Origin of the sequence: Alcaligenes faecalis (assembly GCF_002443155.1) — a bacterium.
GTDB lineage: Bacteria > Pseudomonadota > Gammaproteobacteria > Burkholderiales > Burkholderiaceae_B > Alcaligenes > Alcaligenes faecalis.
In genome coordinates this window covers 4,015,696-4,041,066 of record NZ_CP023667.1, presented here as the reverse complement: position 1 = coordinate 4,041,066, position 25,371 = coordinate 4,015,696, and the positions used below count along the sequence as shown (strand labels likewise).

The 25,371-nt window shown below is 56.9% G+C and carries 24 protein-coding genes; 9 read left to right on the top strand and 15 right to left on the bottom strand.

The features are described 5' to 3' along the window. The first annotated feature begins 26 nt into the window (after nucleotides 1-26). The 3 genes from CPY64_RS18750 (at nucleotide 27) to CPY64_RS18740 (ending at nucleotide 3,264) form a co-directional block, all read left to right on the top strand. A complete protein-coding gene (locus tag CPY64_RS18750; RefSeq protein WP_042484643.1) occupies nucleotides 27-2,540 on the top strand; it encodes an EAL domain-containing protein in 2,514 nt (837 codons plus the stop codon). 133 nt (nucleotides 2,541-2,673) lie between these two features. Next, the gene (locus tag CPY64_RS18745) at nucleotides 2,674-2,970 is read left to right on the top strand and encodes a type II toxin-antitoxin system RelE/ParE family toxin (RefSeq protein ID WP_035268575.1); all 297 of its coding nucleotides are present in this window, start codon (nucleotides 2,674-2,676) and stop codon (nucleotides 2,968-2,970) included. Between the two features lie 9 nt (nucleotides 2,971-2,979). Further along, on the top strand, nucleotides 2,980-3,264 hold the full coding sequence (locus tag CPY64_RS18740; protein ID WP_026483809.1) for a HigA family addiction module antitoxin: 285 nt from the start codon (nucleotides 2,980-2,982) through the stop codon (nucleotides 3,262-3,264). Nucleotides 3,265-3,374: 110 nt separating this feature from the next. Here the strand turns inward: CPY64_RS18740 and CPY64_RS18735 are convergent, their stop codons facing one another. After that, nucleotides 3,375-4,742, bottom strand: a complete 1,368-nt coding sequence (locus CPY64_RS18735) for a DNA recombination protein RmuC (RefSeq protein WP_042484649.1) — start codon at nucleotides 4,740-4,742, stop codon at nucleotides 3,375-3,377. A gap of 278 nt (nucleotides 4,743-5,020) precedes the next feature. On the opposite strand from CPY64_RS18735, the gene CPY64_RS18730 reads away from it, so the two are divergent. After that, nucleotides 5,021-6,031 (top strand): acyltransferase, encoded by a 1,011-nt coding sequence (locus tag CPY64_RS18730; RefSeq protein ID WP_042484652.1) that lies wholly within the window; start codon nucleotides 5,021-5,023, stop codon nucleotides 6,029-6,031. Between the two features lie 198 nt (nucleotides 6,032-6,229). Here the strand turns inward: CPY64_RS18730 and CPY64_RS18725 are convergent, their stop codons facing one another. Both CPY64_RS18725 and CPY64_RS18720 read right to left on the bottom strand, forming a co-directional pair. Then, nucleotides 6,230-7,477, bottom strand: coding sequence for a D-amino acid dehydrogenase (locus tag CPY64_RS18725; RefSeq protein WP_042484654.1), 1,248 nt, complete (start codon nucleotides 7,475-7,477; stop codon nucleotides 6,230-6,232). A gap of 106 nt (nucleotides 7,478-7,583) precedes the next feature. Further along, entirely contained in the window at nucleotides 7,584-8,468 is an 885-nt protein-coding gene (locus CPY64_RS18720; protein ID WP_042484657.1) for a LysR family transcriptional regulator, read from the bottom strand. Nucleotides 8,469-8,615: 147 nt separating this feature from the next. On the opposite strand from CPY64_RS18720, the gene CPY64_RS18715 reads away from it, so the two are divergent. Further along, nucleotides 8,616-9,284: a GntR family transcriptional regulator gene (locus CPY64_RS18715; protein WP_042484660.1), complete on the top strand. Its 669-nt coding sequence runs from the start codon at nucleotides 8,616-8,618 to the stop codon at nucleotides 9,282-9,284. A gap of 231 nt (nucleotides 9,285-9,515) precedes the next feature. Here the strand turns inward: CPY64_RS18715 and CPY64_RS18710 are convergent, their stop codons facing one another. Continuing rightward, nucleotides 9,516-10,472: a Bug family tripartite tricarboxylate transporter substrate binding protein gene (locus CPY64_RS18710; protein ID WP_026483815.1), complete on the bottom strand. Its 957-nt coding sequence runs from the start codon at nucleotides 10,470-10,472 to the stop codon at nucleotides 9,516-9,518. A gap of 357 nt (nucleotides 10,473-10,829) precedes the next feature. Here CPY64_RS18710 and CPY64_RS18705 point away from each other — a divergent pair, with 357 nt between their 5' ends. Genes CPY64_RS18705 through CPY64_RS18695 form a run of 3 tightly spaced genes read left to right on the top strand, consistent with a single transcriptional unit; the run spans nucleotide 10,830 to nucleotide 13,930 of the window. After that, nucleotides 10,830-12,446, top strand: coding sequence for an ATP-dependent acyl-CoA ligase (locus CPY64_RS18705; protein WP_042484661.1), 1,617 nt, complete (start codon nucleotides 10,830-10,832; stop codon nucleotides 12,444-12,446). Nucleotides 12,447-12,467: 21 nt separating this feature from the next. Further along, a complete protein-coding gene (locus CPY64_RS18700; protein WP_042484664.1) occupies nucleotides 12,468-13,628 on the top strand; it encodes a thiolase family protein in 1,161 nt (386 codons plus the stop codon). Continuing rightward, entirely contained in the window at nucleotides 13,628-13,930 is a 303-nt protein-coding gene (locus tag CPY64_RS18695) for a PhlB family protein (protein WP_042484666.1), read from the top strand. The genes CPY64_RS18700 and CPY64_RS18695 overlap by 1 nt, the downstream gene beginning before the upstream one ends. 897 nt (nucleotides 13,931-14,827) lie before the next feature. Here the strand turns inward: CPY64_RS18695 and CPY64_RS18690 are convergent. The 3 genes from CPY64_RS18690 to dctP all read right to left on the bottom strand — a co-directional run bounded on the left by CPY64_RS18690 (nucleotide 14,828) and on the right by dctP (nucleotide 17,781). Further along, a complete protein-coding gene (locus tag CPY64_RS18690; RefSeq protein WP_042484669.1) occupies nucleotides 14,828-16,150 on the bottom strand; it encodes a TRAP transporter large permease in 1,323 nt (440 codons plus the stop codon). A 2-nt stretch (nucleotides 16,151-16,152) separates the two neighbouring features. After that, on the bottom strand, nucleotides 16,153-16,677 hold the full coding sequence (locus CPY64_RS18685; RefSeq protein ID WP_042484672.1) for a TRAP transporter small permease: 525 nt from the start codon (nucleotides 16,675-16,677) through the stop codon (nucleotides 16,153-16,155). A 129-nt stretch (nucleotides 16,678-16,806) separates the two neighbouring features. Continuing rightward, on the bottom strand, nucleotides 16,807-17,781 hold the full coding sequence (gene dctP, locus CPY64_RS18680) for a TRAP transporter substrate-binding protein DctP (RefSeq protein WP_042484674.1): 975 nt from the start codon (nucleotides 17,779-17,781) through the stop codon (nucleotides 16,807-16,809). A gap of 206 nt (nucleotides 17,782-17,987) precedes the next feature. Between dctP and CPY64_RS18675 the strand changes: the two genes are divergently transcribed. After that, a complete protein-coding gene (locus CPY64_RS18675; protein ID WP_042484677.1) occupies nucleotides 17,988-18,668 on the top strand; it encodes an HAD family hydrolase in 681 nt (226 codons plus the stop codon). Nucleotides 18,669-18,865: 197 nt separating this feature from the next. On the opposite strand, the gene CPY64_RS18670 is transcribed toward CPY64_RS18675, so the two are convergent. The 8 genes from CPY64_RS18670 to CPY64_RS18635 all read right to left on the bottom strand — a co-directional run bounded on the left by CPY64_RS18670 (nucleotide 18,866) and on the right by CPY64_RS18635 (nucleotide 25,369). Next, nucleotides 18,866-19,207: a hypothetical protein gene (locus CPY64_RS18670; RefSeq protein WP_042484679.1), complete on the bottom strand. Its 342-nt coding sequence runs from the start codon at nucleotides 19,205-19,207 to the stop codon at nucleotides 18,866-18,868. A gap of 4 nt (nucleotides 19,208-19,211) precedes the next feature. Then, nucleotides 19,212-19,847, bottom strand: coding sequence for an ABC-type transport auxiliary lipoprotein family protein (locus CPY64_RS18665; protein WP_042484683.1), 636 nt, complete (start codon nucleotides 19,845-19,847; stop codon nucleotides 19,212-19,214). Next, a complete protein-coding gene (locus CPY64_RS18660) occupies nucleotides 19,844-20,761 on the bottom strand; it encodes an MlaD family protein (protein ID WP_042484687.1) in 918 nt (305 codons plus the stop codon). Before CPY64_RS18660 ends, CPY64_RS18665 begins: the two co-directional genes overlap by 4 nt. Continuing rightward, nucleotides 20,761-21,558: an ABC transporter ATP-binding protein gene (locus CPY64_RS18655; RefSeq protein WP_042484690.1), complete on the bottom strand. Its 798-nt coding sequence runs from the start codon at nucleotides 21,556-21,558 to the stop codon at nucleotides 20,761-20,763. Before CPY64_RS18655 ends, CPY64_RS18660 begins: the two co-directional genes overlap by 1 nt. Then, nucleotides 21,552-22,688 (bottom strand): ABC transporter permease, encoded by a 1,137-nt coding sequence (locus tag CPY64_RS18650; protein WP_042484692.1) that lies wholly within the window; start codon nucleotides 22,686-22,688, stop codon nucleotides 21,552-21,554. Before CPY64_RS18650 ends, CPY64_RS18655 begins: the two co-directional genes overlap by 7 nt. 64 nt (nucleotides 22,689-22,752) lie before the next feature. Beyond that, nucleotides 22,753-23,577, bottom strand: coding sequence for an NHL repeat-containing protein (locus CPY64_RS18645; RefSeq protein ID WP_226791432.1), 825 nt, complete (start codon nucleotides 23,575-23,577; stop codon nucleotides 22,753-22,755). 12 nt (nucleotides 23,578-23,589) lie between these two features. Next, a complete protein-coding gene (locus CPY64_RS18640; protein ID WP_042484695.1) occupies nucleotides 23,590-24,885 on the bottom strand; it encodes a TRAP transporter large permease in 1,296 nt (431 codons plus the stop codon). Continuing rightward, complete coding sequence (locus tag CPY64_RS18635; RefSeq protein ID WP_042484698.1) at nucleotides 24,878-25,369, bottom strand: TRAP transporter small permease; 492 nt, start codon at nucleotides 25,367-25,369, stop codon at nucleotides 24,878-24,880. Before CPY64_RS18635 ends, CPY64_RS18640 begins: the two co-directional genes overlap by 8 nt. Between the last annotated feature and the right edge of the window lie 2 nt (nucleotides 25,370-25,371).

The window sequence follows — 25,371 nt, the reverse complement described above, 5'->3', positions numbered from 1 at the left end:
TCTGGGGTTTGTGTCGCCCCCCGTCCATGCCGCCCCCCCACTCCCAGCAACACGTCGTACGTGTGGGAATCTACGAAAACCCGCCCAAACTCCTCTTGGACAGCCAGGCACGCCCCGGCGGCATTATGGGCGAGCTGCTGCTGGAAATTGCCAAGCGCGAAGGCTGGACACTGGAAGCCGTGCAATGCGAATGGCAACAATGTCTCAATGCCCTGCAAAATGACCTGCTCGATATCGTGCCAGGCCTGGCCTACTCTCCCGAACGAGCCGCCTTATACAGCTACCACAGCCGAGCCGTGCTGGAGGACTGGTCACAGATATTTACGGGCAAAAGCACCCACATTGGCGCGCTAAATGACCTCAATGGCAAACGCATTGCCGTCATGAGCGGAACCCTGCAGTTAACCCAGCTCTACAATATTTTGCAAAAACTGGAGCTGGGTTCCAAGCTGGTCATTACCGACTCCCAGTACAACGCACTGAAACTGGTCCAGAGCAAACAGGCCGACGCCGCCGTAGTCGGCCATTTATATGGGGTGCGTCATGCCGGCGAACATGGCCTGAAAACCGCCCCCATCCGGCTGGAGCCTACCAATACTTACTTTGTCACAGCCAAGGACCGCCACCTGGATTTGCTGGCCGCCATTGATGCGAACATCAAGCAATGGCAAGACAATAACGACCCGTTCTATACAGAAACACTGAATCAGTGGGGCCTGCGCCTGATCGAAAAACCGACCAAGCCCTGGATTATCCCCGCCTTGCTGACGCTGGGCGTCTTGCTGACCATTGCTCTGCTGACCGTCACCCTGATGCGCATCGGCCTGCGTCGTCAGCGCAAGAAGCTGGTCCGTACCGAGCACCATCTGCATACCGTGCTGGATGCGATTGATGCCTACGTCTACATCAAGGACGACCAGTTTCGTTATCAATATGCCAACCGCAAGCTGTGCGAGGACCTGAACTACACCACGGTCAGCATTGTGGGCAAAACCGATCAGGACCTGTACGCCAACAAGCAGACCATTAACGAGTTCCGTCATAACGACGAGCAGGTGCTGTATAGCGGGGAGCGCCTGGCGGTAGAGGAAGTGGTGCGCGACCGGAAAGGCGATATACGCGCGACGTTCTTCTCCATCAAAATGCCGGTCAAAGACCCCGAGACCCGACAAACCAATCTGTACTGTATTTCCACCAATATCTCGGCCTTGAAGGCCACCCAGTCGGAGAACTACCGACTGGCCTTCTACGACCCACTGACCGAGCTACCCAACCGCCGTTTGTTGCTGCAGCGCCTGGAGCGTCATCTGCAGACCATCGAGCCGTACAAACGGCCGGGTGCCTTGTATTTCCTGGATCTGGATCGTTTCAAGCACATCAATGATGCGCGCGGCCACGCCATTGGCGATGCCTTGCTGCGCAAAGTGGCGCGCCGCCTGTCCTTGATGATTGATCCCCAGGACATCGTGGCCCGTCTGGGCGGGGACGAATTCGTCATCCTGAAAATGCTGCATCCCGGCACTGTGCGTGACTGCTACAAGGAGGCCCTGGAGTTTGCCGAACTGGTACGCACCCGCCTGGAGGAGCCCTACAGCATCGAAGGCCACTCCTATCTGAGCAGCAGCAGTATTGGCCTGGCGCTGATTACCGACAGCACCCTGACCTCTGAGGACCTCATGCGTCAGGCCGACACCGCCATGTATCGCTCCAAGGAGAATGGCCGCAACCAGATCACCTTGTACGAACCTGGCATGCAAGAGGCGCTTGAAGAACACCTGAGCCTGCAGCACGACCTGCGATTTGCCATTGGTTCGGATCAGTTGCGCCTGTTTGTCCAGTCCCAGTACGACAAGCAAAACCGCATCTGCGGGGCCGAAGTGCTGCTGCGCTGGCTGCACCCGACACGCGGCATGCTGACACCCAACCTGTTCATTCCGCTGGCCGAAAGCACGGACTTAATCACCCCCTTGGGCGACTGGATCATGGCCTCCGTCTGTGATCTGCTGCTGCAGACCCAGGAATGCAGCTTCCCCATTTCCATCAACGTCAGCCCGATTCAATTCCGTCGCCCTGACTTTGCCCGCCGTACACGCCAGATCCTGGAGACCAGCGGCGCACCGGCCCATCGCCTGATCTTTGAAATCACCGAAGGCGTGCTGATGGAAGACTTTTCCTCCGCCAACACCATGATGCGCGAGCTGAAAGATCTGGGCATCCGTTTTTCCATGGACGACTTTGGCACTGGCTATTCCAACCTGGCCGCCATCCGCCGCCTACCGCTATACGAGCTGAAAATGGACCGCAGCCTGATCCTGGGAGTCCCCATGGAGCAAGAAGCCAACGCCATTGTGCGCACCGTGCTGGCGATGGCACGGCAACTAGGACTGCACGTCGTGGCCGAGGGCGTGGAAAACGAGCAGCAAAAAGAATTTCTGCTGCGTCGCGGCTGCCATGCACTGCAAGGCTATCTGTTCAGCGCACCGCAATTGGTGGAGCAGTGGCTGGAGCTTATTGAGCAGGATGATGGCGCTCAACCATAAAAGCCATCGACCGCACTAAACCAGCCTCAACGCCCCTCAGCCAGTTCAAAAACTCAACCCAGGCGAAACAGCAAATAGGCCAAGAATAACGTCAATATTTGCATATCGTATAGCGATCATATACACTATACAAATGATTAAGAGCTTCCGACACAAGGGTCTTCAGGCTTACTTTGAAACCGGCTCCAAATCCGGCATTCAAGCCAAGCATGCTGTTCGCCTTCAGATTCAGTTAACGGCCCTGCACTCTGCTACTCAAGCGGAAGATATGAACGCCCCCGGATGGAAGCTCCACAAGTTATCTGGCAAAAACCCCAAAGGCCAATCTGTACAAGATCACTACACAATATCGGTTAGCGGAAACTGGCGTCTAACCTTTTACTTTGAAGGCGAAGACGCTGTTTTGGTGGACTACCAGGACTATCACTAGGAAAACATTATGCGTATGCACAACCCATCCCACCCCGGCCCGGTCTTGCGGGAATACTTGGGCGAACTCAGTGTCACTGAGGCGGCATCCCGCCTTGGCGTAACGCGTGCAGCCTTATCGCGCATTCTCAATGGTTCTGCCGGTATTTCGGCAGACATGGCCTTACGCCTGCGCGACGCCCTTGGAACCAGTGCTGAAATGTGGATCAACATGCAGTCCCACTACGATCTTTGGCAGGCAGAGCAAAAGCCAAGGCCCAAAGTCGTGTCCTTTCATGGACCTGCTCATGCCTGAGCGACGACGCGCGGAATAAACAATAAATCGATGTGAGCTGCACGGCGTACTCGGACGCCATGTGCTTTTTCGGCCTGCAATCTACCCTATATCCTCAAGCCTGCTCCAGATTAGGTATCTGGCTCTTTGTCCTGAACTGGCTCCACCTCTTCCGGCAAGACCCAATCCAAGCGCTCGTGCTCTATATCGGTATGCAAGGGCTCAATGCCGGGCTGGGTACGTTTAGCCCTGGCCGATAGCTCGGCAAAGCGGCTGACTTTCCCGTACAAACCTTGCTGGCCTGCCAACGCGGTCACCGTGTTGTTGTAGTGCTTGCCCGCCTGCCCCAAGGTTTCACCCAGCTTTTTCAGGCGCTCGGCCAGGATGGATACCTGGTTGTAGATATCACCTGCGCGCTGGCTTAGTTCGTGGGCCTGCTCGTTGCTGCGCACCATCATCCAGATATTGGCTACGGTGCGCAAAATAGGCAGCAAGGTCGTGTGTGAAACCATCAGGACGTTCTTACCCAGGCCGTAGTCAAACAGGCCATGATGCTGCTGCAAAGCCTGCATATAGGCCGCTTCAATGGGCACGTACATGAACACGAAGCCGGGGCTGTTCAAGCCTGCCAAGGCGCTGTAATCCTTGGAGGCCAGATCATCAATATGATTGCGTAGCGCTTGCACATGCGCTTGCAGGCTTTGTTGACGTTCCTCGTCAGTCTCAGCGCGGATAGCACGGTCGTAATCCACCAGGGACACTTTGCAATCGAGCACCAGATGCTTGTCCTGCGGCAGGTGCACGACGAAGTCGGGGTATCGCAAGCGGCCTTGCTCGTCGCGGGCCTGCCATTGTGTATCGAAGTGGACGCCTCGCACCAAACCGGCCACTTCCAGCGTTTTTTCCAGCTGCGTTTCACCCCAGTTGCCAGTAGTCTTTTTATCGCCCTTCAGAGCCACCGCCAGTGAGTGAGCCTCAGCACTCATGCGCAAGCCCATTTCCTGCATACGTTGCAGTTCCAGATTCAAGGCGGTCTGGCCTTTGACGGACTCATCGTGTACTTGATTCACGCGCAATTGAAATCCAGCCAATTGCTCCCGGAACGGCCGCAGCATTTCATCCAAAGTGCGCTGACTGTCCTGACGCAAGGTCTGTCCTTTGGCCTCCAAAATCTGCTGGGCCAAAGACTCGAACTGCAAACGCATCTGCTCGCGGCTATGCGCCAGGTCCTCTTGTATGGCCTGATTGCGCATTTCCTGAGCCTGCAACTGGGCATCGCGGCGTATCAGTTCCTTGTCCAGCTCCACTGTCCGGTCCTGCGCATCCTGAGTCTGCTCCTGTGCATGGGCCAAGTCTTGTTCCAGACGTGCGCAGCGATCCGCCAAGGCCTGCTCGACAGGCGCACTCATGCGCGCCCGCAGCCACAGCCCGATCAGCAAACCCAGCGCCAAGGCGACCAGGGCAATCAACACATCCAAGCCCCTCACATCCAGCTCCATCCACCGTACTCCTGCCCAGCGCCGCCCGCGCAGGAATGCCCTGGCTGGTCTGTCTGGCTAAGCCTGCTATTTAACCGTATAACGCTGGTAATTTATACACCCTTTTTCAGTCTTCTTCGAAAGAGAGCGGGATGTTTTCATCCAGCCTGCATCCACAGAAAACCTGCAGCCATGCAGTCACATCCAGATAAAACTGGACGCTAAATCCCGTATTTGGGGGACAAATCAGAAACGTCTGCTCGTTAGGATGGGGAGGTCTCTGATTTTTATGTCCTGTCATGAACTGGATCAGCAATGCACGGATCGTGGCGATTTTCTCCGTCGTCTGCCTGCATATCGCCGCCTACGCCGTCCTGAATGCCGAGTTGGGTACTGCCAACTGGTGGAGTGGCAATCTTTACGACGCCGCCACACGCTGGTGTGTGCCGGTCTTCGTCATGGTCAGCGGTGCGCTCTTGCTGGAGCCTCGTCCCCAGGAAGGCATGAAGCTGTTCTATCGCAAGCGAGCATCGCGCGTCTTGCTGCCGCTGCTGTTCTGGACCGCCTTCTATCTGGGCTGGACGGCCTTCAAGCAGCACTGGTGGACGCCCGACGCTGATCCCTATCCCTATCTGGAGCGGCTGCTGCAGGGTCGACCTTATTTCCATCTCTGGTTTCTGTACATGATTGTGTTCCTGTACCTGTTCACGCCCTTTTTGCGTCGCATGGTCCAGAACACCAACTTGAAGCAGCTGGCCGCGCTGACCGGAGCGGCCTTTGTACTCTCTGCCCTCAGCACCCTCAGCAATCCGGACTTGAACACTCACTCTGCGCCCTTCTTTACCTGGTTCCTGTCCTATCTGCCCTATTTCCTGCTCGGTTACCTGCTGCGCAAAGTGCCGGTGAATGTGCCTCGCTGGCTGACTATTACGGTGCTGCTGGGCAGTATCGTGGCAACGGCCTGGGGCTTTTATGCACTGGCTATCACGCACGATAGGCAAACGGGTGCGTACTTTTACGATTACCTGAGCATCACCGTCATCCCCATGTCCATCGCGCTGATTCTGCTGCTGCGTGACTGGGATCAGCCCTTGATCAACTCGCGTATCAGTGCCCATCTGGCGGAGCTGACCTTGGGGGTGTATTTGATCCACCCCTGGCTGATCGACCTGATGTACCGCTACCTGTTCACGGCACTGGATTTCAATGCGCTGTGGTCGATTCCGGTGCTGGCGGTAGCCATTTATGGGCTATCCCTGTTGCTGACGGCGGGCTTCAAAGCGACGCCGGTTTTGCGGGCAACCGTCTAAAAACAAATACGTAAAAAAAAATGGGCAAGCTTCCAAGGGAAAACTTGCCCATCTCCATCTACTGGTGCGCAATCATCGCTACTGATTACTAGCGGCCAATTACCCCGCACCCAACATCCAATACCACGCCCTGCTACCGTAAACCCATGACCGGCCACGGACAATTGATTGCCACGTACCCATCATCCGCTTCAAGGTCTAAGGACGAAATGGAGCATCATCAATAGGCGCAGCCTCGCCCGTCAGGTGAGCCGCCAGAATCGCTGCGCTACCGCAAGCCAAGGTAAAGCCCAATGCGCCGTGGCCTGCATTCACCCACAAGCGACCTGCCAGCTTGCTGGCCCCCACAACCGGCTTGCCCGACGGCGTGGCAGGGCGCAAACCGGCCCAGGTCTGTGCCTGTTCCAGTGGCAGGCCAGGAAACAGATCCTTCACCTGCTGCTTCAAGGTCGCCATACGGGCAGCGGGAATATCCAGGCCATCAAAACCAATATCTACCATCGCGGCCATACGCAGCACTTCACCCAGACGGGCGTACACAATGCGCTGTTCATAATCGGTCACGCTGATAGCTGGCACAGCTTGATTCAAGCCTTCCAGCGGCAGGCTCAAGCTATAACCCTTCAAGGGGTAGATCAGGGGACGGCCACCCAGCTGACGCAGTAAAGGCACCGTACCCATACCGCTGGCCACAACAAACTGATCCGCCTGAATCTCGCCTTCAGCGGTTTGCACCGCACGGACATCGCGCCCTTCCATTACAAAACGCTGCACCGACGTGTTCAGTTTCAGCTGATAGTCGCTGTCGTTTTGCATGCGCTCGTGCAAGGCCACGGAAAACAGATAAGCGTCGCCCGCTTCTTCGCTAGGTGTATAAATCGCACCCTGCAAGCGCGAGCCCAACGCCTGCAAAGAAGGCTCCAGCTCCAGCACTTGGGCTGCTTCCAGCACTTGTTGTGACGATCCCATATCCGCCTGCAATTGCGCCTGTTCACGCGCATGCTGGAACGGGCCGGGACTGCGGAACACAATCAATTTGCCATTGTTTTGATGGGCAAACTCCAGATTGAAGCGCTCTTGCCAGTCGTGCAGGATATCGCGGCTCAGATAGGACAAGGTCAGCATCTGCGCGGTGGTACGACGCACCACATCACCTCGGCAGGCTTTCAGAAAATGCAGCAGCCAGCGCCATTGCTGCGGGCTCAACGCAGGCTTGAAGCGCAGTGGCGAGTCTTTATTCAATAACCAGCGTGGCAAATCCTTGAACACGCCCGGATCGGCCAGGGGGGCCACATAGCTGTAGCTTAACTGTCCGCCGTTGGCAAAGCTGGTCTGTCCGGCCACTTGCGAGCCAGCTTCCAGTACCGTGACCTTCACCCCTTTCTGGCGCAACATGAACGCGGTGCTCATGCCAATGACACCCGCGCCGATAATACATACATGCATGGAAATACCCCCAATAACTGGCCTCTATTGTCTTGGGGGCCGCTGTAGAGCGCCAATGAATAGTTGGCGCATTCCATAACCCTGGGTTATGGAATCAACTTTCTGCTCAGTCCGGGAAACGGCATTCCAGCAGAGCCTGCCGGATGTGATCCAGCACACGCTCACGCGAGCCAGAACCCGCATCATCATGAGCCGTCAAAATGCTGACCGGAATCGGCAAAGGCTCGGGCAAGCGGTGTATGGCAAGGCCTCGGCCTTGCATGGCTCGGGCTGTGACCAGATCCACCAGGGCCTCGCCCACCTGTTGTAAAACCAGGCCACAAGCCACGTAATGAGTCTGCACGCGCATGAAGGGCGCAACATCGGGGACATAGCTTTGCAGCAGATCTTCCACCATCGCACCGACAGGATCGTCAGCGTCCAAAGCGATGAAAGCACGCTCGGCCATCTCCTCCCAATGACGCAAAGGCGCAACGCCCGGTAAGGTGACATGTACCAATTCGGTATGGGCCAGCACCTGCTGTTGGACACCGGAAGACTCGCCCTGATCAAAGCTCATCACCATATCCAGGTCGCGCGTTTCCAGAGCTTGCAAGAGCTCCCCGCTGTGATGGGTGCGCAGCTCGAAACTCATGGCCGGATGAGCCTGACGACAACGGCTCAAGGCCACCGGCAATAGCTCCAGACCAAACGCCGGGCTGCTGCCAATACGCCACAGTCCCTCATGGTGAGAGCGCAGATTGCGCGCCAGTCGGCTGACGTCATCCAGGTTCTGATGCAGACGCGCAACGTAGGGAGCCAGAATGCTGGCCTCACGCGTGGGGATCAGGCGGCCACGCACACGGTCAAACAAGCGAAAGCCCAGCTGCATTTCTGCGGTTGCCAGCATTTTGCTGGCCGCAGGCTGAGAGATATGCAGCAACTGCGCCGCCTGCGTCAAAGAGCCGCCACGGCAAATCGCATCAAAAATTTCTACATGCCGCCACCGCATCGACTGGCCCTCCTGCTACGTGCTGGTCTGAAAACGACTTATTATCCTGCAACTTGGCCTGACATAAAACGCGTCAGCCCCCTGGGCTTACTTGGTATCCTATAGCCCTTTGAGTCTTTTGCCGTGCGCCAGGCGCCGGGCGAGCTTATGGCTGCCAATCCTTATAAAAAACGCGAACCCAATATCCGTGAACAAGTCTACGGCATGCTGCGCCAGGACATTGCCTTGGGCAAAATCGGCTTTGATGTGCGGCTGGTGGATAACGAAATTGCCGCCAGCCTGAATGTCTCGCGCATGCCGGTGCGTGAAGCCTTGCTGCAACTGAAAAACGAAGGGGTGCTGGAAGGGACGTCGCGCGGCTTTGTGCTGCGGGTCTACACCGCTCAGGATATTGAAGATATTTTCTCGGTGCGCCTGCTACTGGAGCCACCAGCCGCCAAGTTGGCTTGCATGAATCAAAGCAGAGTGGGCATGCTGGCCATGGAACAGGCCCTGAGCCGCATTGAAGCCACGCATCAGCAGGGCGACCCTATCGACAATATTCAGGCCAACTGGGCGTTCCGCAGCGCCTGGATCAGCATGGTGCCCAACAAGCAACTGGTCGATACGATGGCGCGTCTGCATGATCAGGCTGATCAGGCCCGGATTGCCTGCCTGCAAGACCCTCAATTCCGTCTGGGAACCATGCAGCGAGCCAAGGCGATTTGTCAGGCCTTCAGCGAGCGTCAGGAAGAACAGGCGGCTCATCTGATTATGGAAAATCTGATCATTTGCTGCTCGGCGTATTGCCTCAAACAGGCGGAGCTGCTGGCTTAACGGCTTGGCGTCAGCAGGAAGCTGCAAGGCAGGAGGTGATTGCCGCCGCCGATGCTTCCTGCTCAATCACCGGCAATATAAAGCCCCGGCTGTAACCCATAGACAAGGTTTAGCCCTTCAGCCCAAGCAACTGTCTTGTGTGTTGAAGACAGTGTCCCCTCATGATTCCGGACAGCCCACGCACAACAAAAAAAGGCGCCATAGCGCCTTTTTTCTTCAAGCCATCACGTCTTAGTCCAGCGTGATTTCCAGGGCCTTGATGGTTGGTCCCATGGCTTGAGCATCGTGCTCGATCAGGTCAGCAAACTCTTTGGGAGTGGAAGGCTCTATCTGGATACCGAAGTCCACGAATTTCTTGACCACTGCATCCTCTTTCAGGACAGCCGTCAGTTGCTCGGTCAGGCGGGCCACGTCTTCATCAGGCGTACCAGCTTTGGCCGAAATACCCCACCAGATGGTGAATGCCACATTGGGGATACCGGCTTCGGCAATGGTAGGCACATCTGGACGCAGAGGGCTGCGCTCCGTTGTCGCTGCGGCAATCGCACGCAGGCGGCCATCTTCCAGGAAACCACGGCTGCCCGTCAGCACGTCAAAAATAAAGTCGATCTGGCCGCTGACGGCATCAATCAACGCTGGGCCTGCGCCCTTGTAAGGCACGTGCACCAGACGAGCGCCGGTTTCTTTACGCAGCATCTCGCCCAAAAGGTGAGTGCCGGTACCCATACCGGGCGAACCGTATGTCAGTTCCTGCTTCTGTCCTGCAGCCACCAGATCCTGAACGGTCTTGAAGGGGCTGTCTTTATTGACCAGCAGGAACACAGGTGCCTTGGCAGCCAGCGTCATGGGGATCAGGTCGGTAGCCACGTCATAATTCAGACGCTGGTACAGGTGGCGGTTCAGAGAGTAAGCACCGCTATCGGCCAGGAACAGCACCGTACCCAAAGAACTGGGGTTGGCGTTTTTCACTACGTTCATGGCAACCTGGGCACCCGCACCAGGGCGGTTTTCCACGATGACTTTCTGATCAAAACGTGTGCCCATTTCCTGGGAAATCACACGCGCCAACTGGTCAGCCGCACCGCCCGGTGGGTAAGGCACAACCAGCGTCACATTCTTGTTTTGAGCATGGGCCTGTGCACCCAACATCAGCGCACAACACGTTGCCAACTTAAGCCATACCTTCATTGTTCTATCCCCGTTGCCCATGTGGGCTTATTCAAAGTCATTGTGAAGCACATTTGCTCAAACACGTGAGCCTGGCCTGCTTTTTGCTGATCGACTGTCGTCCATAAACCTGATCAACCGTCTTGCTGGCCGTACTGCCCTGGCCTGCAAAACGCCTCCTTTTTCTGTCCTTGCTCCGCCCCTGATTTGCGCGAAATACCACTGCCTGGTGAGCCCTGCTACTTCGGGTTTTTCCGGTGAAAGACAGGAATTTTAAAATAATATATTGCAGTATACTGTTTGCAGGATATTAGTAATTTCACCCATGCATATCGGCTTGCCGCCTTGATCGCGCGTTGGCCGGGAGACAGATAGATCATGCACGCCCATTCCATTCCAGCTTCTGAATTGCCGCTGTTTTCAATACCTGCCACGCAGCGCACGGTACCCGCTCTGTTGCGCCTGCGCGCAGAGCGCATGGGTGATGCTCCGCTGTTTTCAGACCGCAACACTCACTACACCGGCCAGCAAACGGTGCAGGCCGCCGCCGCCAGTGCCAGCCGCCTGAGCCGTGCCGGTATCAAGCGGGGCGATCGTGTTGCCCTGCTGTGTACCAACCGTCACGAATTTCTGGATATGGTTCTGGGTTGTGGTTGGCTGGGCGCAATTGTGGTGCCTATCAATACCGCTTCGCGGGGGGCGCAGTTGCAGCACATCTTGTGCAATAGCCAGGCCAGTCTGCTGGTGGTGGAAACGAATCTGACACCACTGCTGGCCGATGTGGACCTTGGTGCCACTGCTGTTCAGCAAGCCTGGCTGATTCAAGGCCAGGAAGCCGCACAAACGCTGTCTGTAGCCACCTGTGATCTGCCTCCTTTGGGCGATTACTGCGAGCCTGCTGATATAGGCCCCGGCGATACGCTGGCCATTCTGTACACCTCCGGCACCTCGGGCCCTTCCAAAGGGGTGCAGTGCCCTCACGCCCAGTTCTACTGGTGGGGTATTTACACCGCCAGCAAGCTGGGCATGAAGCCTGATGACGTGCTGTACACCTGCCTGCCCATGTTCCACACCAATGCTTTGAACACATTTTTCCAGGCCCTGGTCAGCGACGCCTGCATGGTGGTGGACAAGCGTTTCTCGGCCAGCCGTTTCTTCGACAATCTGTACGAAACCGGCGCGACGATTACCTATCTGTTGGGCGCGATGGTGCCTATCTTGCTGTCCAAACCAGAGACGGCAGCAGAGAAGCTGCACAAGACCCGCATTGCCCTGGGCCCTGGTGTTCCCGAGCAGTTTCATAGCCAGTTTCTGGAGCGCTGCCACATGTATCTGCTGGATGGCTTTGGCTCTACCGAAACCAACTATGTGATGGGCCGTGGCATTCAGGAACAGCGCAATGGCTATATGGGCCGCGTCTCTGAAGGCTTTGAGGCGCTGGTCGTGGATGAAAACGACAACCCGCTGCCAGACGGTGAAGTGGGTGAGCTGTTGCTGCGCGCCGATGAACCCTATGCCTTCGCGCTGGGTTACTACGGTCAGCCTGACAAGACGGTGGAGACCTGGAAAAACCTGTGGTTCCACACGGGTGACCGCGTGGTGCGTGATGCCGATGGCTATTACCGCTTTGTGGACCGTCTGAAAGACATGATTCGTCGTCGTGGTGAGAACATTTCCTCCTACGAAGTCGAACAGGCTTTGGCCAGCCATCCTGCTGTCCATACGGTTGCTGTCTATGCTGCCAAGTCCGAGCTGGCCGAGGATGAAGTCATGGCCATGATTGTGCTGCGCCCGGATTGCACGGTCAGCTGCGAGGAGCTGCTGCAGCATTGCGAGCGCCGTCTGCCCTACTTTGCGGTGCCTCGCTTTATTGAGTTTGCCCAAGTCTTGCCCACCACGGAAAATGGCAAGATTCAAAAGTTTGCCCTGCGTGATCGCGGCGTTGGCCCCGACACCTGGGATAGAGAAAAAGCAGGCTATCAGGTTCGCCGCTGATCGCTGCCACAGGAATTCGATATGACGCCTAGTTTCGATCTGGACACAGTGCGCCTGCTGGGCGCGACCGAGGTCACCTACACCCGGCGTGGTCAGTTGGGCACGTCCGAGCTGCTGGCCCAGGCTTTCAAGCAGTCTCTTGCTGCAGCAAGTCTGAAGGCCAGCGATATTGATGGTCTGGGGGTAGCCTCCTTTACCCATGCACCGGATCGGGCTATTGATCTGGCCTGGAAGCTGGGCTTGAAGGTGGGCTGGATTATGGATGACAGCAATGGCGGTGCCAGCGGTCTAAATATTCTGCAGCACGCTATTCGTGCGGTACAGGCGGGTGATGCCCGCTGTATTGCAATTGTGGCCGGGGATCATTTTCAGGCCAAGGATTTCCAGCAACTGGTCGAGAACTATAACCAGACGACTTACGATCATTTGCGGCCTTTGGGCGCGGGCAGTCCGAATCATCGCTTTGCCATGCTGACCGCGAATCAAATGCGCAAGCTGGGTTTGGAGCGAGCGGATTATGCGGCCTTGGTGATGCGCCAGCGCATGTGGGCCGGCATGAATCCAGGTGCCGTGTATCGCAGTCCCATGAGTCTGGATGATTATCTGAATGCGCCTGAAGTGGCGGATCCTTTAACGCGGCTGGATTGTGTGCCGGTGGTGGATGGGGCCAATGCCTTGATTGTGATGCGCGCGGATCATCCGGCGGCGCAGAATCAGCCTGAAATTACGGTGAAGGCGTTACGCAGTTTTCATAATATTGATGATCAGCAAGGCGACGGCTTGAGCACGGGTCTGGCGGCTTTGGCTCCAAGCTTGTGGGCGGATTCGGGCTTGAGTCCGGCACAGATGGATGTAGTCAGTATTTATGACGATTACCCGGTCATGGTGCTGGCGCAGTTGCAGGATTTGGGCTTTTTTGAGGCGGATGGGGCGAAGCAATTTATCCATGAGTCTATTGCGACGGGTCGTCTGGCCTTGAATACGTCTGGCGGGCAGTTGTCGGCCGGGCAGGCCGGGGCGGCGTGCAGCTTGCATGGTTTGGTCGAGGTGATGCGTCAGTTAAGCGCTCAGGCCGGGGAGCGTCAGGTGGCGCAGGCCCGTTATGGCTTGGTCACGGGTTACGGCATGGTGGAGTATCGCTATGGCATGTGTTCGACGGCTCTTGTTTTGGAGGCCTTGTGATGAGTCCTGCTGTCTTTCGTTGTGTGCAGTGTGATCATCGAGTGTTTCCGGCGCGGTTCTTGTGTCCGAAGTGTCATGGGGATGAGTTTCTGGCTGAGGGGTGCGCGTCTGGTGTGGTGACGGAACTGACGCGTAGTGTCTCTTCTGGCGAGGAGACTGGGGTGTATATGCTGGCTACGGTTGCCAGCGATGCGGGGCCGGTGTTGATTGCTCGTGTGCTGGATGAGGCTGTCCAGCGGGGGGATAAGGTTGCGTTGGTTCTGCGGGATGGGGGGATTTATGCGGATCTTGTGCGAGGGTAAAGGCACTTTTTCTGCGACTTTTTTTAATAGCTTTCATTTTTTTAAGGGTTGGGTTTCGACATCCAGCGCATGGAGACTGGGCTGACTCAAGGTTTGGAGTCAGCCACTGCTCGACGCGATGAAGAAGGTGACTATAAGACGCTGATTGAGGGGCTGTCCGGGTGTCGGGGCTGGCAACTTGCCGGCGCTGCGCGCCGGTGCCCTAGTCAGATAATCGCTACGGGCGCACCTTGAACTCGTCCGGTGGTTTGTCCCCCGGACAAACCACAAGCGTCGGACTCAAACAGCAAGGTGCTTGCACCCCTGCGCAATTATCTGCCTGCGGCAAGTCACCTGATCCGCCCCAACACCCGGACAGCCCCTCAATCAGCTCACAGCATCTTTTATCGGACGATTGTTGACCGGGGTTTGAATGCTCCGACTTAGTGTTCTTAACGGGATCGCTGATCGTAGTAAAGGTTGGTCGTGGAGCTGCTGGATGAAAGGGATTGTGTAGCAAGAGGAGAGGGGGCAGTCACTGTACTAAGCCCGTATTGGCCAATGCCGGAGTGCGCTTTACTACACACAATTTAAAGACGTGGGGCTTATGCGCTTAAGCCTCAATAGCTGACTTGAGCACGGTCGATACACACACAACCTGCGTTCTACTCGCCTCTAAAATCGATCTCAGCGACGAGCAGAAAGATCGTTAAAGTTCTTGTACGCCGCTCCCACAGCAATCACTTTGTGGCCGCATAAATATGCGGCAAAAAACAGTCAACGCTATCGAGCATAAAGAAACCTCAGTTTGGCATCTGCCAAACTGAGGTTTTTTTTGTTTGAAAGTCTTGTCCAGACTCCGGCTTTCTTCGCGGGACAACATGCTTGTTGTCCCACTTTCAGGCTGCCTGCTCTGTCTTAGCCGATCAGTCCTGGCAGGCCCACGGCAATCCAGGGAACGAACAAGACCAGGGCCAGGATGCCGATTTCTATGACCAGGAAGGGCACGGCGGCGCTGTAGATGTGGGGCAAGCGGATAGATGGCGGGGCCACGCTTTGCATCACGATCAGCAGCAGGCCGAACGGTGGGGTCAGCAAGCCGATTTCCAGTGCGATCAGGATCATGACACCCAGCCAGACGGTATCCACACCTGCGGCCAGAGCCAGGGGCATGAAGAAAGGCAAGGCAATCATCATCATGGAGATTTGATCCAGCACCATGCCCATGACCAGTAGCACCAGCAGCATGCAGATCACCAGCACGAAGGGTGACAGGTCGTAGTCTTTGATCATGCCCAGGAAGCCTGCGCTGGCTCCGGAGAAGCTCAGCAATTGGGCGAAGGTGGTGGAGGCGGCCAGGATGAACAGGATCACGACCGACACTTTGGCGGTTTCGATCAGGCTCTTCCACAGTGCTTTCAGGGTCAGAGCACGGTAGGCGATGGTTGCCAGTACCGAGGCCACGACGCCGATCGCTGCCGATTCGGTAGGCGATGCCCAGCCGGCCAACATTGAGCCGACGACGGCAATGAAGATGCCCAGCAGGGGGACGACGTTGAACACGAAAGGTTTCCACAAGGCCCAGCCTTTCAGGCGGGTGGCGGGATCGTCGTCACTCATGGGGGCATCTTGCGGACGCAGGCGGCTGCGCACGACCACGTAGGCCAGAAAGCCTGCTGCCATCAACATGCCGGGCAGGATGCCGCCGATCAGCAGTCGTTCGATGGAGATACCGGCCAGGCTACCCAGCATGACGGCCAGGGCCGAAGGCGGGATCAGCATGGCGATACCGCCCACCGCCATGATGGGACCCATGGCCATGGTGGGGTGATAGCCGCGACGCAACATTTCCGGCAGCATCACGCCGCCCATCATGGCGGTGTTGGCAATGGACGAACCCGACAAAGTCGCAAAGGTCGTTCCACCCAGGATACTGACGATGGACAGCTTGCCCGGCACGCGCGAGATCATGCGTTCGATGGAGTCGATGGCTTTGAAGGCCAGCCCGGTGTGGAACAGCACCTCACCCATCAGGACGAATAAGGGGATGGGGGTTAAGGAAAAACTGCCAATGGAAGCGGTGGTGTTACGCGCCCATTGAGCCAAACCTGCCGCCTCGCCCAGAAACAGCCAGGCACCCAGCAAGTTCACGGACAAGAAGGCAAAAACCACCGGCGTACCGATAGCCATCAAGAGAAAAAGTGATCCCAGCAGCAGGATCAATGCCATGTACCATTCCATGCTCAGGCTCCTTGCTTAACGGGACGGGAAATCAGGCGGCGCAGGAATTCCAGTGCCAGCATGGATGCACCAAACAGCAAAGGCAGATTCAGCCACCACTCCGGGAACACCAGGGCTTTGAATACCATGGCCCCTTGCTCATGAGCATCCAGGGCGACGACGGCACACTGCCAGGCCAGCACGGCACTGACAAGCAGGCCCAGAAGGTTGGAAACCAGATCCAGCAGGCGCTGAACAGGAAGGGGCAGGTTGTTGAACAACACGTCGATACGGATATGACCGCCCAGGTACAGCACCCAGGGTGCTGCCACGAAGGTGGCAATGATCAACATGTATTCGGTTACTTCCACGCTGGTGGACAGCGCGTCGTAACCCAGGTTGCGCAGCACCACGTCGGCACAAACCAGCAGGCTCATCAGCCCGAAAGTCAGCGCCGCAACGGCTCCGCAAGCATGCATTAACAGGGCGTAAGGACGCCCCCAGGTCGTGTTGGAAGGCAAGCCTTCCGGGGCTGTTGCAGCAGACATCGCGTCTTCTCCGCAGATCAAGGTCACTGAAAGGGCGGGCAGATTGCCGCCCGTATGGCACCATCAAAAAGTGGACACTGTCCCAAGGGCACAATGTCCACTGTCAAACTACGTAATCAGCAATCTTGTTTAAGGCTGATAACCACCAAACAGTTCACGCAGTTGCGCGGCGTATTTGGGGCTGGATTTGTCGATACCGGCCCAGCCTGCTTCGTAAGCTTTGGTACGCAAGGCACGAGCCACTTCCGGCTCCAGAACCAGAGCTTGCACACCGGCTTGTTCGGTAGCGGCTTTTTCATCAATTGCCATCTGGTGTTCAGTCACGTTCTGCGACTCCATCCACTCGATCTGCTTGCGCATGAAGGCTTTCTGGTCTTCGTCCAGTTTTTCCCAGCTCTTCTGGTTCATGAAAAAGCCCACTTCCACGTTGTAGAAGCCTGGTTCGACACGGTATTTGGTCTTTTCATGCCAACCCATTTCCATTACGCCCACGGAAGGCCAGCCATAGCCGTCCACTACACCACGCTCCAGCGCGGTGTAGACCTCGCCCGGTGGAATCTGCAGCGGCGTTGCGCCAATTTCGCGGAAGAAGGACAGGTACACGGGCACGCCGCGCAACTTGAAACCCGACAGGTCTGCCGAGGTCACAGGCTTGTTGGTGTAGATGTGGTACTGCAAACCATCTGTCGTGCGAGCCAGCCAGGTGATGTTGGCTTTCTCGCGGTGAATCTTGTCCATCAGTTCGTAGCCGCCGTTCTGACGCAGCTCGCTCATGGGCTTTTCTGTCAAGGTCAACGCCAGTGCTTCAGGCACCAGATTGGCGTGGAATACGGCGGTGGTATTGGCGAAATCAATCACGCCGGAACGCAGTGCGTTACCTACTTCGAAAGGAGGAATGGCCTCTGGCCCGCCAATGACGTTGATCTGTACCAGACCCTTGCCTTCTGTGTTGACCTTGTCAACGAATTGCTTGAAGCGCTTGGTAAAGAAAGTGTCCATCGTAAAGACAGATACCGCTTTCAGCGTTACTTCCGCTGCCTGTGCGCCAGCCATTCCCAATGCCAGCAAGGCCGCAGCCACCACCCGAGTTGTTTTATGCACCATGACGGAACTTCCGCAGAAAGGTTTATTATGAGATTTTAGTTTAGATATAAATATATCAATAATCAATTATTTATAAGTCGGGGTTTTCACTAGGAGCCCTGCGGTGCCATACGGTGCGGCGCCTTCATGTCACCTCAATCCTGCAGGCGGGCAGCCTGCTGTATCATCACAGACTTCAAGTTTTGTTGGCTTAAAAGGTATTACCCATGACATTTTCCGCTGTGCTGTTTGATTGTGACGGTGTGCTGGTAGACAGCGAACCAATCACGGTTCGTGTACTGCGGGACATGTTGCAAGAGGAAGGCTGGGTGATGACTTACGAGCAGTGCTATGACTGGTTCATTGGCAAGGCCCTGCCCGACGAACTGCCCACCGTGCGCAAGATGACGGGCAAAGATCTGGATATGGAATGGGTGATGGCCTTTCGCATGCGTCGCAACCATGCGCTGACCAATGAAGTGATGGCCATTCCCGGTATCCAGGACACGCTGGATGCCATCTTGCGCGACAAGCCCGGCATGATTGCCTGCGCGTCCGGCGCAGACCGCGCCAAGCTGGTGCTGCAACTGGGCCAAACCGGCCTGCTGGACTACTTTGGCACCCATATCTATAGCGGCGCCGAGACGCCCCGCAACAAGCCATACCCGGATGTCTATCTGGCCGCTGCTCAAGGGCTGGGCGTTGACCCCAAACACTGTCTGGTGGTGGAGGACAGCGTGACTGGTGCCACGGCAGGTCTGGCCGCCGGTGCAACCGTGCTGGGCTACTGCCCGGTTCCTGACAAGGAAGATGAGTTGCGCAGCCTGGGCGTACGTGACACCTTCCGCCGCATGGACGAGCTACCCGCTTTGATCGCCAAGTTGGAGCAGGAACGGGTACAAGGCTGATTCATAGCCAGGCAATAGAAAAGGCGCTGTGTTTTGAGCAGTTCCAAAAGGTGGGATCTCCCTCTTTTGAAGAAACTGCCTAAAACACAGCGCCTTTTTTGCCGCCAGACCGTCCCAAAGCTCGGCCTCCCGACAAAAAGCTCTCCCTCGGGGGGCAGCAAGCCTAAGGCTTCGCGTATGGCCTTTTTGTCTTTGGCTTAGTCTTCCAGATGGAAGGTGTGCAAAATTCTATGCAGCACAGGGGCAATAATCAGACCGAAAGTCGCGGCCAGTACCAGACTGATATACGCGCCATAAATGGCAAAGAACACCTTGCCAGCCCATGTTTCAGGCAAGGCCATCGGCCCCAGCCCACCGACCATCATGGCCGCATTCAAGGCCGCATCGTGCCAGTGCACATTCTCTTCAAACCACATATGGCCCAATGCACCCAGCATCAGGGAAAAGGCCACGAAAACAATACCAATAAGGGCATGCGCCAATAAGCGCTTGGTAAATTGCCACCCCGAAATCAAGGGCTGATCGCGTGACTCATACATGTCATTAAGGTGCAGGGGCCTGAACAGTTAAAGAAGCCAACCATTGGCTAACTTGCAAGGACAAGGCATCCGTAGCCAGCCCAAATGCCTCCACCACCTGTGGCACGGCTGTGCCAACAACATCCTGTTGAGCGACAAAACGACGGGTCTGAATCAACTGGCCCGAGCGCTGATCGCGTACTAACGCATCAAACTGAATCCGTACCCGTGGGGCACCCTGAATATACTCGACCTGGAAGGCCCCCAGCGTACCGCCTACCTCTACATCAGCAATGACGGACTCGGTATCCAGCACCACCGCCCGGAACTGCGCCGAGTCACGCAAGGCATCGGCCAGACGATTACGCAACAAGGCGGGTACATCGTCACCCCAGCGTACGCCCTTATAAGCACTCAGTTCGTTGCCCTGGGGCAGGACCGTGATGCGTGAACTGGCCAGCAACCGTTCGGCGTGAGGCCGGTTCACCTGCATAATCAGATTCTTGTGCGAAGCGGGTGCTTGCTGGGCCTTCAGGCTAGTGGCCGGAAGCTGATAATAAGTCAGGGATTCCGCCTGAGGCAGAACCGAGCAGGCGGTGGACAAAACGGCCAGACCAACTAGGGATACCTGCAAGAAACGACGCACAACCGTGGGCATCATGGTGTGAACTCCTGTAATTTGTCGCGACCCAAGAGGTAGCCGGCTGGATTATCTTCCAGACGAGAGGTGACGGCACGGAAACCAGCCAGTACCTGACGCAATTCACGCAAGGCGGGTTCGATCTCGGTCAGACCCTGAGCACCCCGGCCAATGGCTGCCGAATTTTGCTCCAGCAGCTTGTTCAGGCTTTGTGTCGCACGGCTGAAATCCTCCATGGATTTCTGGATGGCATTCATGGCCTGCGTACCCTGGCGGTCTACCAGACCTTGTGTGGAAGACAGCAAAGTGGTGGCTTGCTGGCTGGCCTGGGACAGCTCTTTCACCAACGAGGGCACGCCTTCGCTGGCGGTCGAGAGCTGACCCATCAAGACTTCCAGTTTTTGCAGGCTGGCCGACAGGGATTGGGAGTTCTCGGACGACAAGAAGGTATTGGCGTTATCCAGCAGCTTGGAAATTTGCGTCATCAACTCCTCACCCCCAGCCATCAACTGAGCCAGTGGGGAGGGCGAGGCCACAATCATGGGCAGGCCATCGCCGGTGGCTTCCAGCAAGGGGCTGTTGGGTGTCCCACCACTAAGTTCGATCACGGACTGTCCGGTAATGCCAGCCAGTGCCAAGCGAGCCTGGGTGTCTTCGTGAATAGGGATGGAAGCCTGAATTGACACTTGCGCACGCACACGCTGCAAGTCGTTCGGGTCCAGGCGCAGCTGGCGCACTTCACCGACGCGCAAGCCGTTGTATTGCACGGCACTGCCCCGAGACAGACCCCGCACACCTTCCAGAAAGACAATATCGTAATCGCGGGTCTCGGCATCTTGCCCGGCCTTGGCCAGCCAAAGCGAGAACAGGACAGCAGCCACAGCCACTACCAAGGTAAAGACCCCGATCAATACATGATGGGCACGCGGTTCCATTAACTATGCTCCTGACGACGGTTTTGGGCCTGTTCGGCGGCCCGTCCCCGTGGACCGTGGAAGTACTCCCGGATCCAGTCGTTATCAACTTGCTCTACCCGCGCCAATGTGTCGTTGACCAGCACGCGCTTTTCCGCCAGCACGGCCACTCGGTCACAAATGGTGTAGAGCGTATCCAGATCGTGTGTAACCAGAAACACGGTCAATCCCAGCGCATCGCGCAAGGTCAAAATAAGCTGGTCGAAATCACCCGCGCCCACCGGGTCCAAACCGGCAGTAGGTTCGTCCAGAAACAGGATTTCCGGGTCCAGCGCCAGAGCACGTGCCAGGGCGGCACGCTTGATCATGCCACCAGACAGCTCGGCCGGATATTTGGTGGCCGCATTGGCCGGCAAGCCCGCCAGGGACATTTTCATAGCGGCAATATGCTCAGCGTCGGAGCGGGACAGACCAATATGTTCGATCAAGGGCATGGCAATGTTCTCCACCACCGTCAGCGAGGAGAACAAGGCGCCTTGCTGGAACAGCACGCCCAAGCGGCGCTCCAGCCGCGAACGATCTTCGGGCGACAGGGTGCCAATTTCCTGATCAAAAATGCGTACCGTGCCGCCAGTAGGCGGGCGCAATCCCAGAATGGAGCGCAGCAGCACGGACTTGCCCGTACCGGAGCCGCCCACCACACCGACGATCTCGCCAGGGTACACATCCATATCCAGATGCTCGTGCACAACGTGATCGCCAAAGCGATTGTCCAGGTCACGTACTTGAATAATGGGACGAGCGGCGGTGTCTACCATCCCATCTCCATGAAGAACAGCGCGGCCAGCGCATCAATCAGGATCACGATAAAGATGGACTGCACCACCGCCGAGGTCGTGTGCTCCCCCACGGACTGCGCGCTGCCGGTGACTTTAAAACCTTCCTGGCAACCAATCACGGCGATCAAAAAGGCAAAGATCGGAGCCTTGGCCATGCCCAGCACAAAGTGCCGCAAATCAATATCCTGATTGAAAATATTGATGAACATGGTGGGTGAAATATCCAGAATCAGGGCGCAGACCAGCCCGCCACCGAAAATCCCCGCCACCATGCCCACAAAGGTCAAGATAGGCATGGCCAGCAGCATCGCCAATACACGCGGAATGACCAGAATCAGCATGGGATTCAAGCCCTGGGCGCGTAAAGCGTCGATTTCCTCGTTCGCTTTCATGGAGCCGATCTGCGCGGTAAAGGCACTGGCGGTGCGGCCTGCCATCAGGATAGCGGTCAAGAGCACCGCAAATTCACGCAAAAAGGAAAAGCCGACCAGGTTCACGGTGTAGATGGTGGCACCAAAGTCCGCCAACACCGTCGCCCCCAGAAACGCGATCACCGCGCCCACCAGGAAAGTCAGCAAGGCCACGATAGGCACGGCGTTAAAGGCCGTTTCTTCCAGTTGCGCCACAATCGAGGTGACGCGCCACTGGCTGGGCCGCAGCATATTCAGAATCAGGGTTTCCAGCGTCAGGCCGATAAAGCCGAGCAGCTCACGCACATTGCGCGAGATGTGGACCATGGACAGGCCCACGCGCTCGAACAAATCCGTAATGCCCCAGCGCGCCGCGACCAACTGCTCATGGTCCATGCGGCTCATCGCCTTGGCAACGGTTTGCAATAATTGATGACGCTCTTTGGACAAGCCTTGCGCACTGTCCAAGGCCGCCTGCACACGCTCGGCACCCAGCCATTCGCACAGGACTTGGGCACCTGTGGTGTCCAGGGACTTCAGTTCGCTGAAATCCAAAGACCAACGGCCCTGCTTGTCACTGAGCGAGCGCAAACTGCTTTGCAGCGCTTCGTAGTGACGCAAGGACCAATCGCCTAGCAATTGCAGCTGGCCGGAGGAATCTGTACGAACATACAGAGGCACGGACGTATTCATGCGCATAGTCTAATGGATTTGCTCTGAGAGCTTCCATAGCGCCGACTACTTTTTCATGCTTTGTGGACAATTAAGCAGGCTGTAAGCAGGTCAAACAATCCGGCAACATTTCCGCTATATAAATACGCCCGTCCAAACCGGCGGACAGGCCGTGTCCGTACACGCCTTGTACCCGGCAACGTCCCACCAGGGTGCCTGAATCCGGATCGAATAAAGACAGGCTGGCTGTTTGGTCGCTAACCAGCACCGAACCATCTGTTTGCACGGCCACGGCCATGGGTTTGTGCATGGGGCGCAGCTCGCCCAGATAACGGCCTTGCGCATCCAGATGCTGGACTCGGTTGTTTTCCCGGTCCGCCACCCAGACCGAGCCGTCGGCGGCACAGGCCAACATATGGGGCGTGCTGAACTGCAAGGGGCCGGAGCCCGGCACCCCCAATGCCGCCAACCATTGGCGTTGCGGATCAAAGCGATGGACCACGGTATTGCCATAGCCATCAGTGACCCACAAACCACCAGCGGCGCACTCGACCGCATGGGTAGGATGGTTGAACGGTTCTTGCCAACGTGGCTGCTCGGGTTTGCCCAAACGCCATTGCTCATGGCCCTGGGCATCCAGCGCCAGAACCTGATGTCCGTCCAGATCCGTGACCAGCACCCCGCCTTGCGGGCTGGCGCTGATATGGTGCGGGCACAGGACATCCTCCAGGGACCAGCGGGCTGACACCTGCCCATCCGGGGCCAGCACCAGCACGCAGGCCGGGCGACGCAACAAGGCGGCGATGCGCCCATCAGCCAGCACCGCCACACTGGTGATGCTGCTGATATCTGCCTGAGTCCAGGCGCGCTCTACCTTGTAGCGCTGCGAGCCCAAAGTTACATAGGCAATTGCCATCTCCAGCCTCCCTTACATGGCGTTAGGCAAGACCATGACGATTTGCGGGAATATCGTCACCAGGACTGTCGCCAGAACCAGCAACAGAAAAAACGGGAACGCCATACGTACCAGCTCAAACAGGTTGCGCCCGGTAATGCCCTGAATCACGAACAAGTTAAAACCAATAGGCGGAGTGATCTGGGCCATTTCCACTGTCAGAATCAGGTAGACACCGAACCAGATCGGATCAATGCCAGCGGCAATCACGGCAGGCAGCAAGACCGAAGTAGTCAGGACCACAATCGAGATACCGTCCAGGAACGCACCCAGAATGATGAAGAACACCGTCAGCACTGCAATCAGCGCGTACTGACTCAGGCCCAGGGAGCCGATCCAGGCTGCCAGATTTGCCGGCAGGCCGGTAAAGCTCATGGCACTGGTCAGGTAAGCGGCACCGATCAGAATGAAGGAGATCATGCACGAGGTGCGTGCCGCGCCCAACAAGCTGGCGGTAAAGGTTTTCCAGTTCAGTGAACGACCCACACCCGCAATCACCAGGGAACCTATCACTCCCAGCACAGCAGCTTCAGTGGCTGTGGCGATGCCTCCGTAAATCGACCCGATCACCGCCACAATCAACAAGACCACGGGCAGCAGCAAACGCAGACGTCGAACCTTCTCGCCCAGGCTTAATTGCTCGGTTGCCGGAGGCACACGATCCGGATGGCGAATGGACCAGAAAGCGATATAGGCCGAGAACAGGCACATCAACAAAATGCCGGGCAGCACACCTGCCACGAACAAGCGGATGATGGATACCTGTGCGGCGACCGCATACACAATCATCACAATGGAAGGCGGGATCAGCAGGCCCAAGGTGCCGGCACCAGCCAAAGAACCAATACTGATGCTGTCGTCATAACCCCGCGCCTTCAGTTCAGGCAGGGAAATACGGCCAATCGTGGCTGCCGTGGCCGCCGACGAACCGCTGACCGCGGCAAAAATGCCGCAACCCAAGGTATTGACGTGTACCAGACGACCCGGCAAACGCTGCACCCACGGCCCCAGGCCGCTGAACATGTCTTCGGCCAGCCGCGTTCGATACAGAATCTCCCCCATCCAGATAAACAGGGGCAAAGCCGTCAAGGCCCAACTGGCCGAGGAGTCCCAGGCTTTGGTCGCAAAAATAATGCCTGCAGGCGCGTCGGCATACAGAAAAATAGACAGGATACCGCAAGCGATCAGAACCAGCGCCACCCACACGCCACTGGCCAGCAAGGCAAGCAGAACAACAAACAGCACAATTGCCTGAGATAAATCAGCCATGTTCAGTCGCCTCCAATTCTTGACCCTGAACCACACGCAGCAAACGCCGCAACAACATCAAGGTCAGCAAGCCCAAGCCAATGGGCATCCCGATCTGGGGGATCCACAGCGGCACCGCCACCATGCCCTGCGCTACTTCCTTGTAAATGAAGGACTCATACACAAAATGGGCGGTTTCCCAGGTACACCAGGCGGCCAGCGCGACCCCGATCAGCGTGGCCAACAACTCGTAAGGGCGTCGCAGACGCTCCGGGATCACCTGCAGTAACAAGGACACACGGATATGGTCGCCATGCAGCATGGCGTAGGGCAGCGCCAGAAAAATCGACGCTGCCATAAACCAGCCTGCAAAGTCATCCGAAGCGGGGATTTGCATGGAAAACAGGCGCGCCACAATCTGCGCTGTCACCACCACCCCGATCAAACATAGAAAGAGTGCGGCCAGTGCGCCGCATACTCTGGCCATACGCTCCAGCACAATCATGG

Coding starts and splice junctions, on each gene's coding strand:
- CPY64_RS18685 (WP_042484672.1), bottom strand. CDS start 16,677: ATGTCTGCTGCAACAGCCCCGGAAGGCTTGCCTTCCAACACGACCTGG.
- CPY64_RS18730 (WP_042484652.1), top strand. CDS start 5,021: ATGAACTGGATCAGCAATGCACGGATCGTGGCGATTTTCTCCGTCGTC.
- CPY64_RS18700 (WP_042484664.1), top strand. CDS start 12,468: ATGACGCCTAGTTTCGATCTGGACACAGTGCGCCTGCTGGGCGCGACC.
- CPY64_RS18740 (WP_026483809.1), top strand. CDS start 2,980: ATGCGTATGCACAACCCATCCCACCCCGGCCCGGTCTTGCGGGAATAC.
- CPY64_RS18635 (WP_042484698.1), bottom strand. CDS start 25,369: ATGATTGTGCTGGAGCGTATGGCCAGAGTATGCGGCGCACTGGCCGCA.
- dctP (WP_042484674.1), bottom strand. CDS start 17,781: ATGGTGCATAAAACAACTCGGGTGGTGGCTGCGGCCTTGCTGGCATTG.
- CPY64_RS18690 (WP_042484669.1), bottom strand. CDS start 16,150: ATGGAATGGTACATGGCATTGATCCTGCTGCTGGGATCACTTTTTCTC.
- CPY64_RS18670 (WP_042484679.1), bottom strand. CDS start 19,207: ATGTATGAGTCACGCGATCAGCCCTTGATTTCGGGGTGGCAATTTACC.
- CPY64_RS18720 (WP_042484657.1), bottom strand. CDS start 8,468: ATGCGGTGGCGGCATGTAGAAATTTTTGATGCGATTTGCCGTGGCGGC.
- CPY64_RS18655 (WP_042484690.1), bottom strand. CDS start 21,558: ATGGTAGACACCGCCGCTCGTCCCATTATTCAAGTACGTGACCTGGAC.
- CPY64_RS18710 (WP_026483815.1), bottom strand. CDS start 10,472: ATGAAGGTATGGCTTAAGTTGGCAACGTGTTGTGCGCTGATGTTGGGT.
- CPY64_RS18705 (WP_042484661.1), top strand. CDS start 10,830: ATGCACGCCCATTCCATTCCAGCTTCTGAATTGCCGCTGTTTTCAATA.
- CPY64_RS18695 (WP_042484666.1), top strand. CDS start 13,628: ATGAGTCCTGCTGTCTTTCGTTGTGTGCAGTGTGATCATCGAGTGTTT.
- CPY64_RS18640 (WP_042484695.1), bottom strand. CDS start 24,885: ATGGCTGATTTATCTCAGGCAATTGTGCTGTTTGTTGTTCTGCTTGCC.
- CPY64_RS18660 (WP_042484687.1), bottom strand. CDS start 20,761: ATGGAACCGCGTGCCCATCATGTATTGATCGGGGTCTTTACCTTGGTA.
- CPY64_RS18735 (WP_042484649.1), bottom strand. CDS start 4,742: ATGGAGCTGGATGTGAGGGGCTTGGATGTGTTGATTGCCCTGGTCGCC.
- CPY64_RS18715 (WP_042484660.1), top strand. CDS start 8,616: ATGGCTGCCAATCCTTATAAAAAACGCGAACCCAATATCCGTGAACAA.
- CPY64_RS18645 (WP_226791432.1), bottom strand. CDS start 23,577: ATGGCAATTGCCTATGTAACTTTGGGCTCGCAGCGCTACAAGGTAGAG.
- CPY64_RS18650 (WP_042484692.1), bottom strand. CDS start 22,688: ATGCGCATGAATACGTCCGTGCCTCTGTATGTTCGTACAGATTCCTCC.
- CPY64_RS18675 (WP_042484677.1), top strand. CDS start 17,988: ATGACATTTTCCGCTGTGCTGTTTGATTGTGACGGTGTGCTGGTAGAC.
- CPY64_RS18725 (WP_042484654.1), bottom strand. CDS start 7,477: ATGCATGTATGTATTATCGGCGCGGGTGTCATTGGCATGAGCACCGCG.
- CPY64_RS18750 (WP_042484643.1), top strand. CDS start 27: ATGCCGCCCCCCCACTCCCAGCAACACGTCGTACGTGTGGGAATCTAC.
- CPY64_RS18665 (WP_042484683.1), bottom strand. CDS start 19,847: ATGATGCCCACGGTTGTGCGTCGTTTCTTGCAGGTATCCCTAGTTGGT.
- CPY64_RS18745 (WP_035268575.1), top strand. CDS start 2,674: ATGATTAAGAGCTTCCGACACAAGGGTCTTCAGGCTTACTTTGAAACC.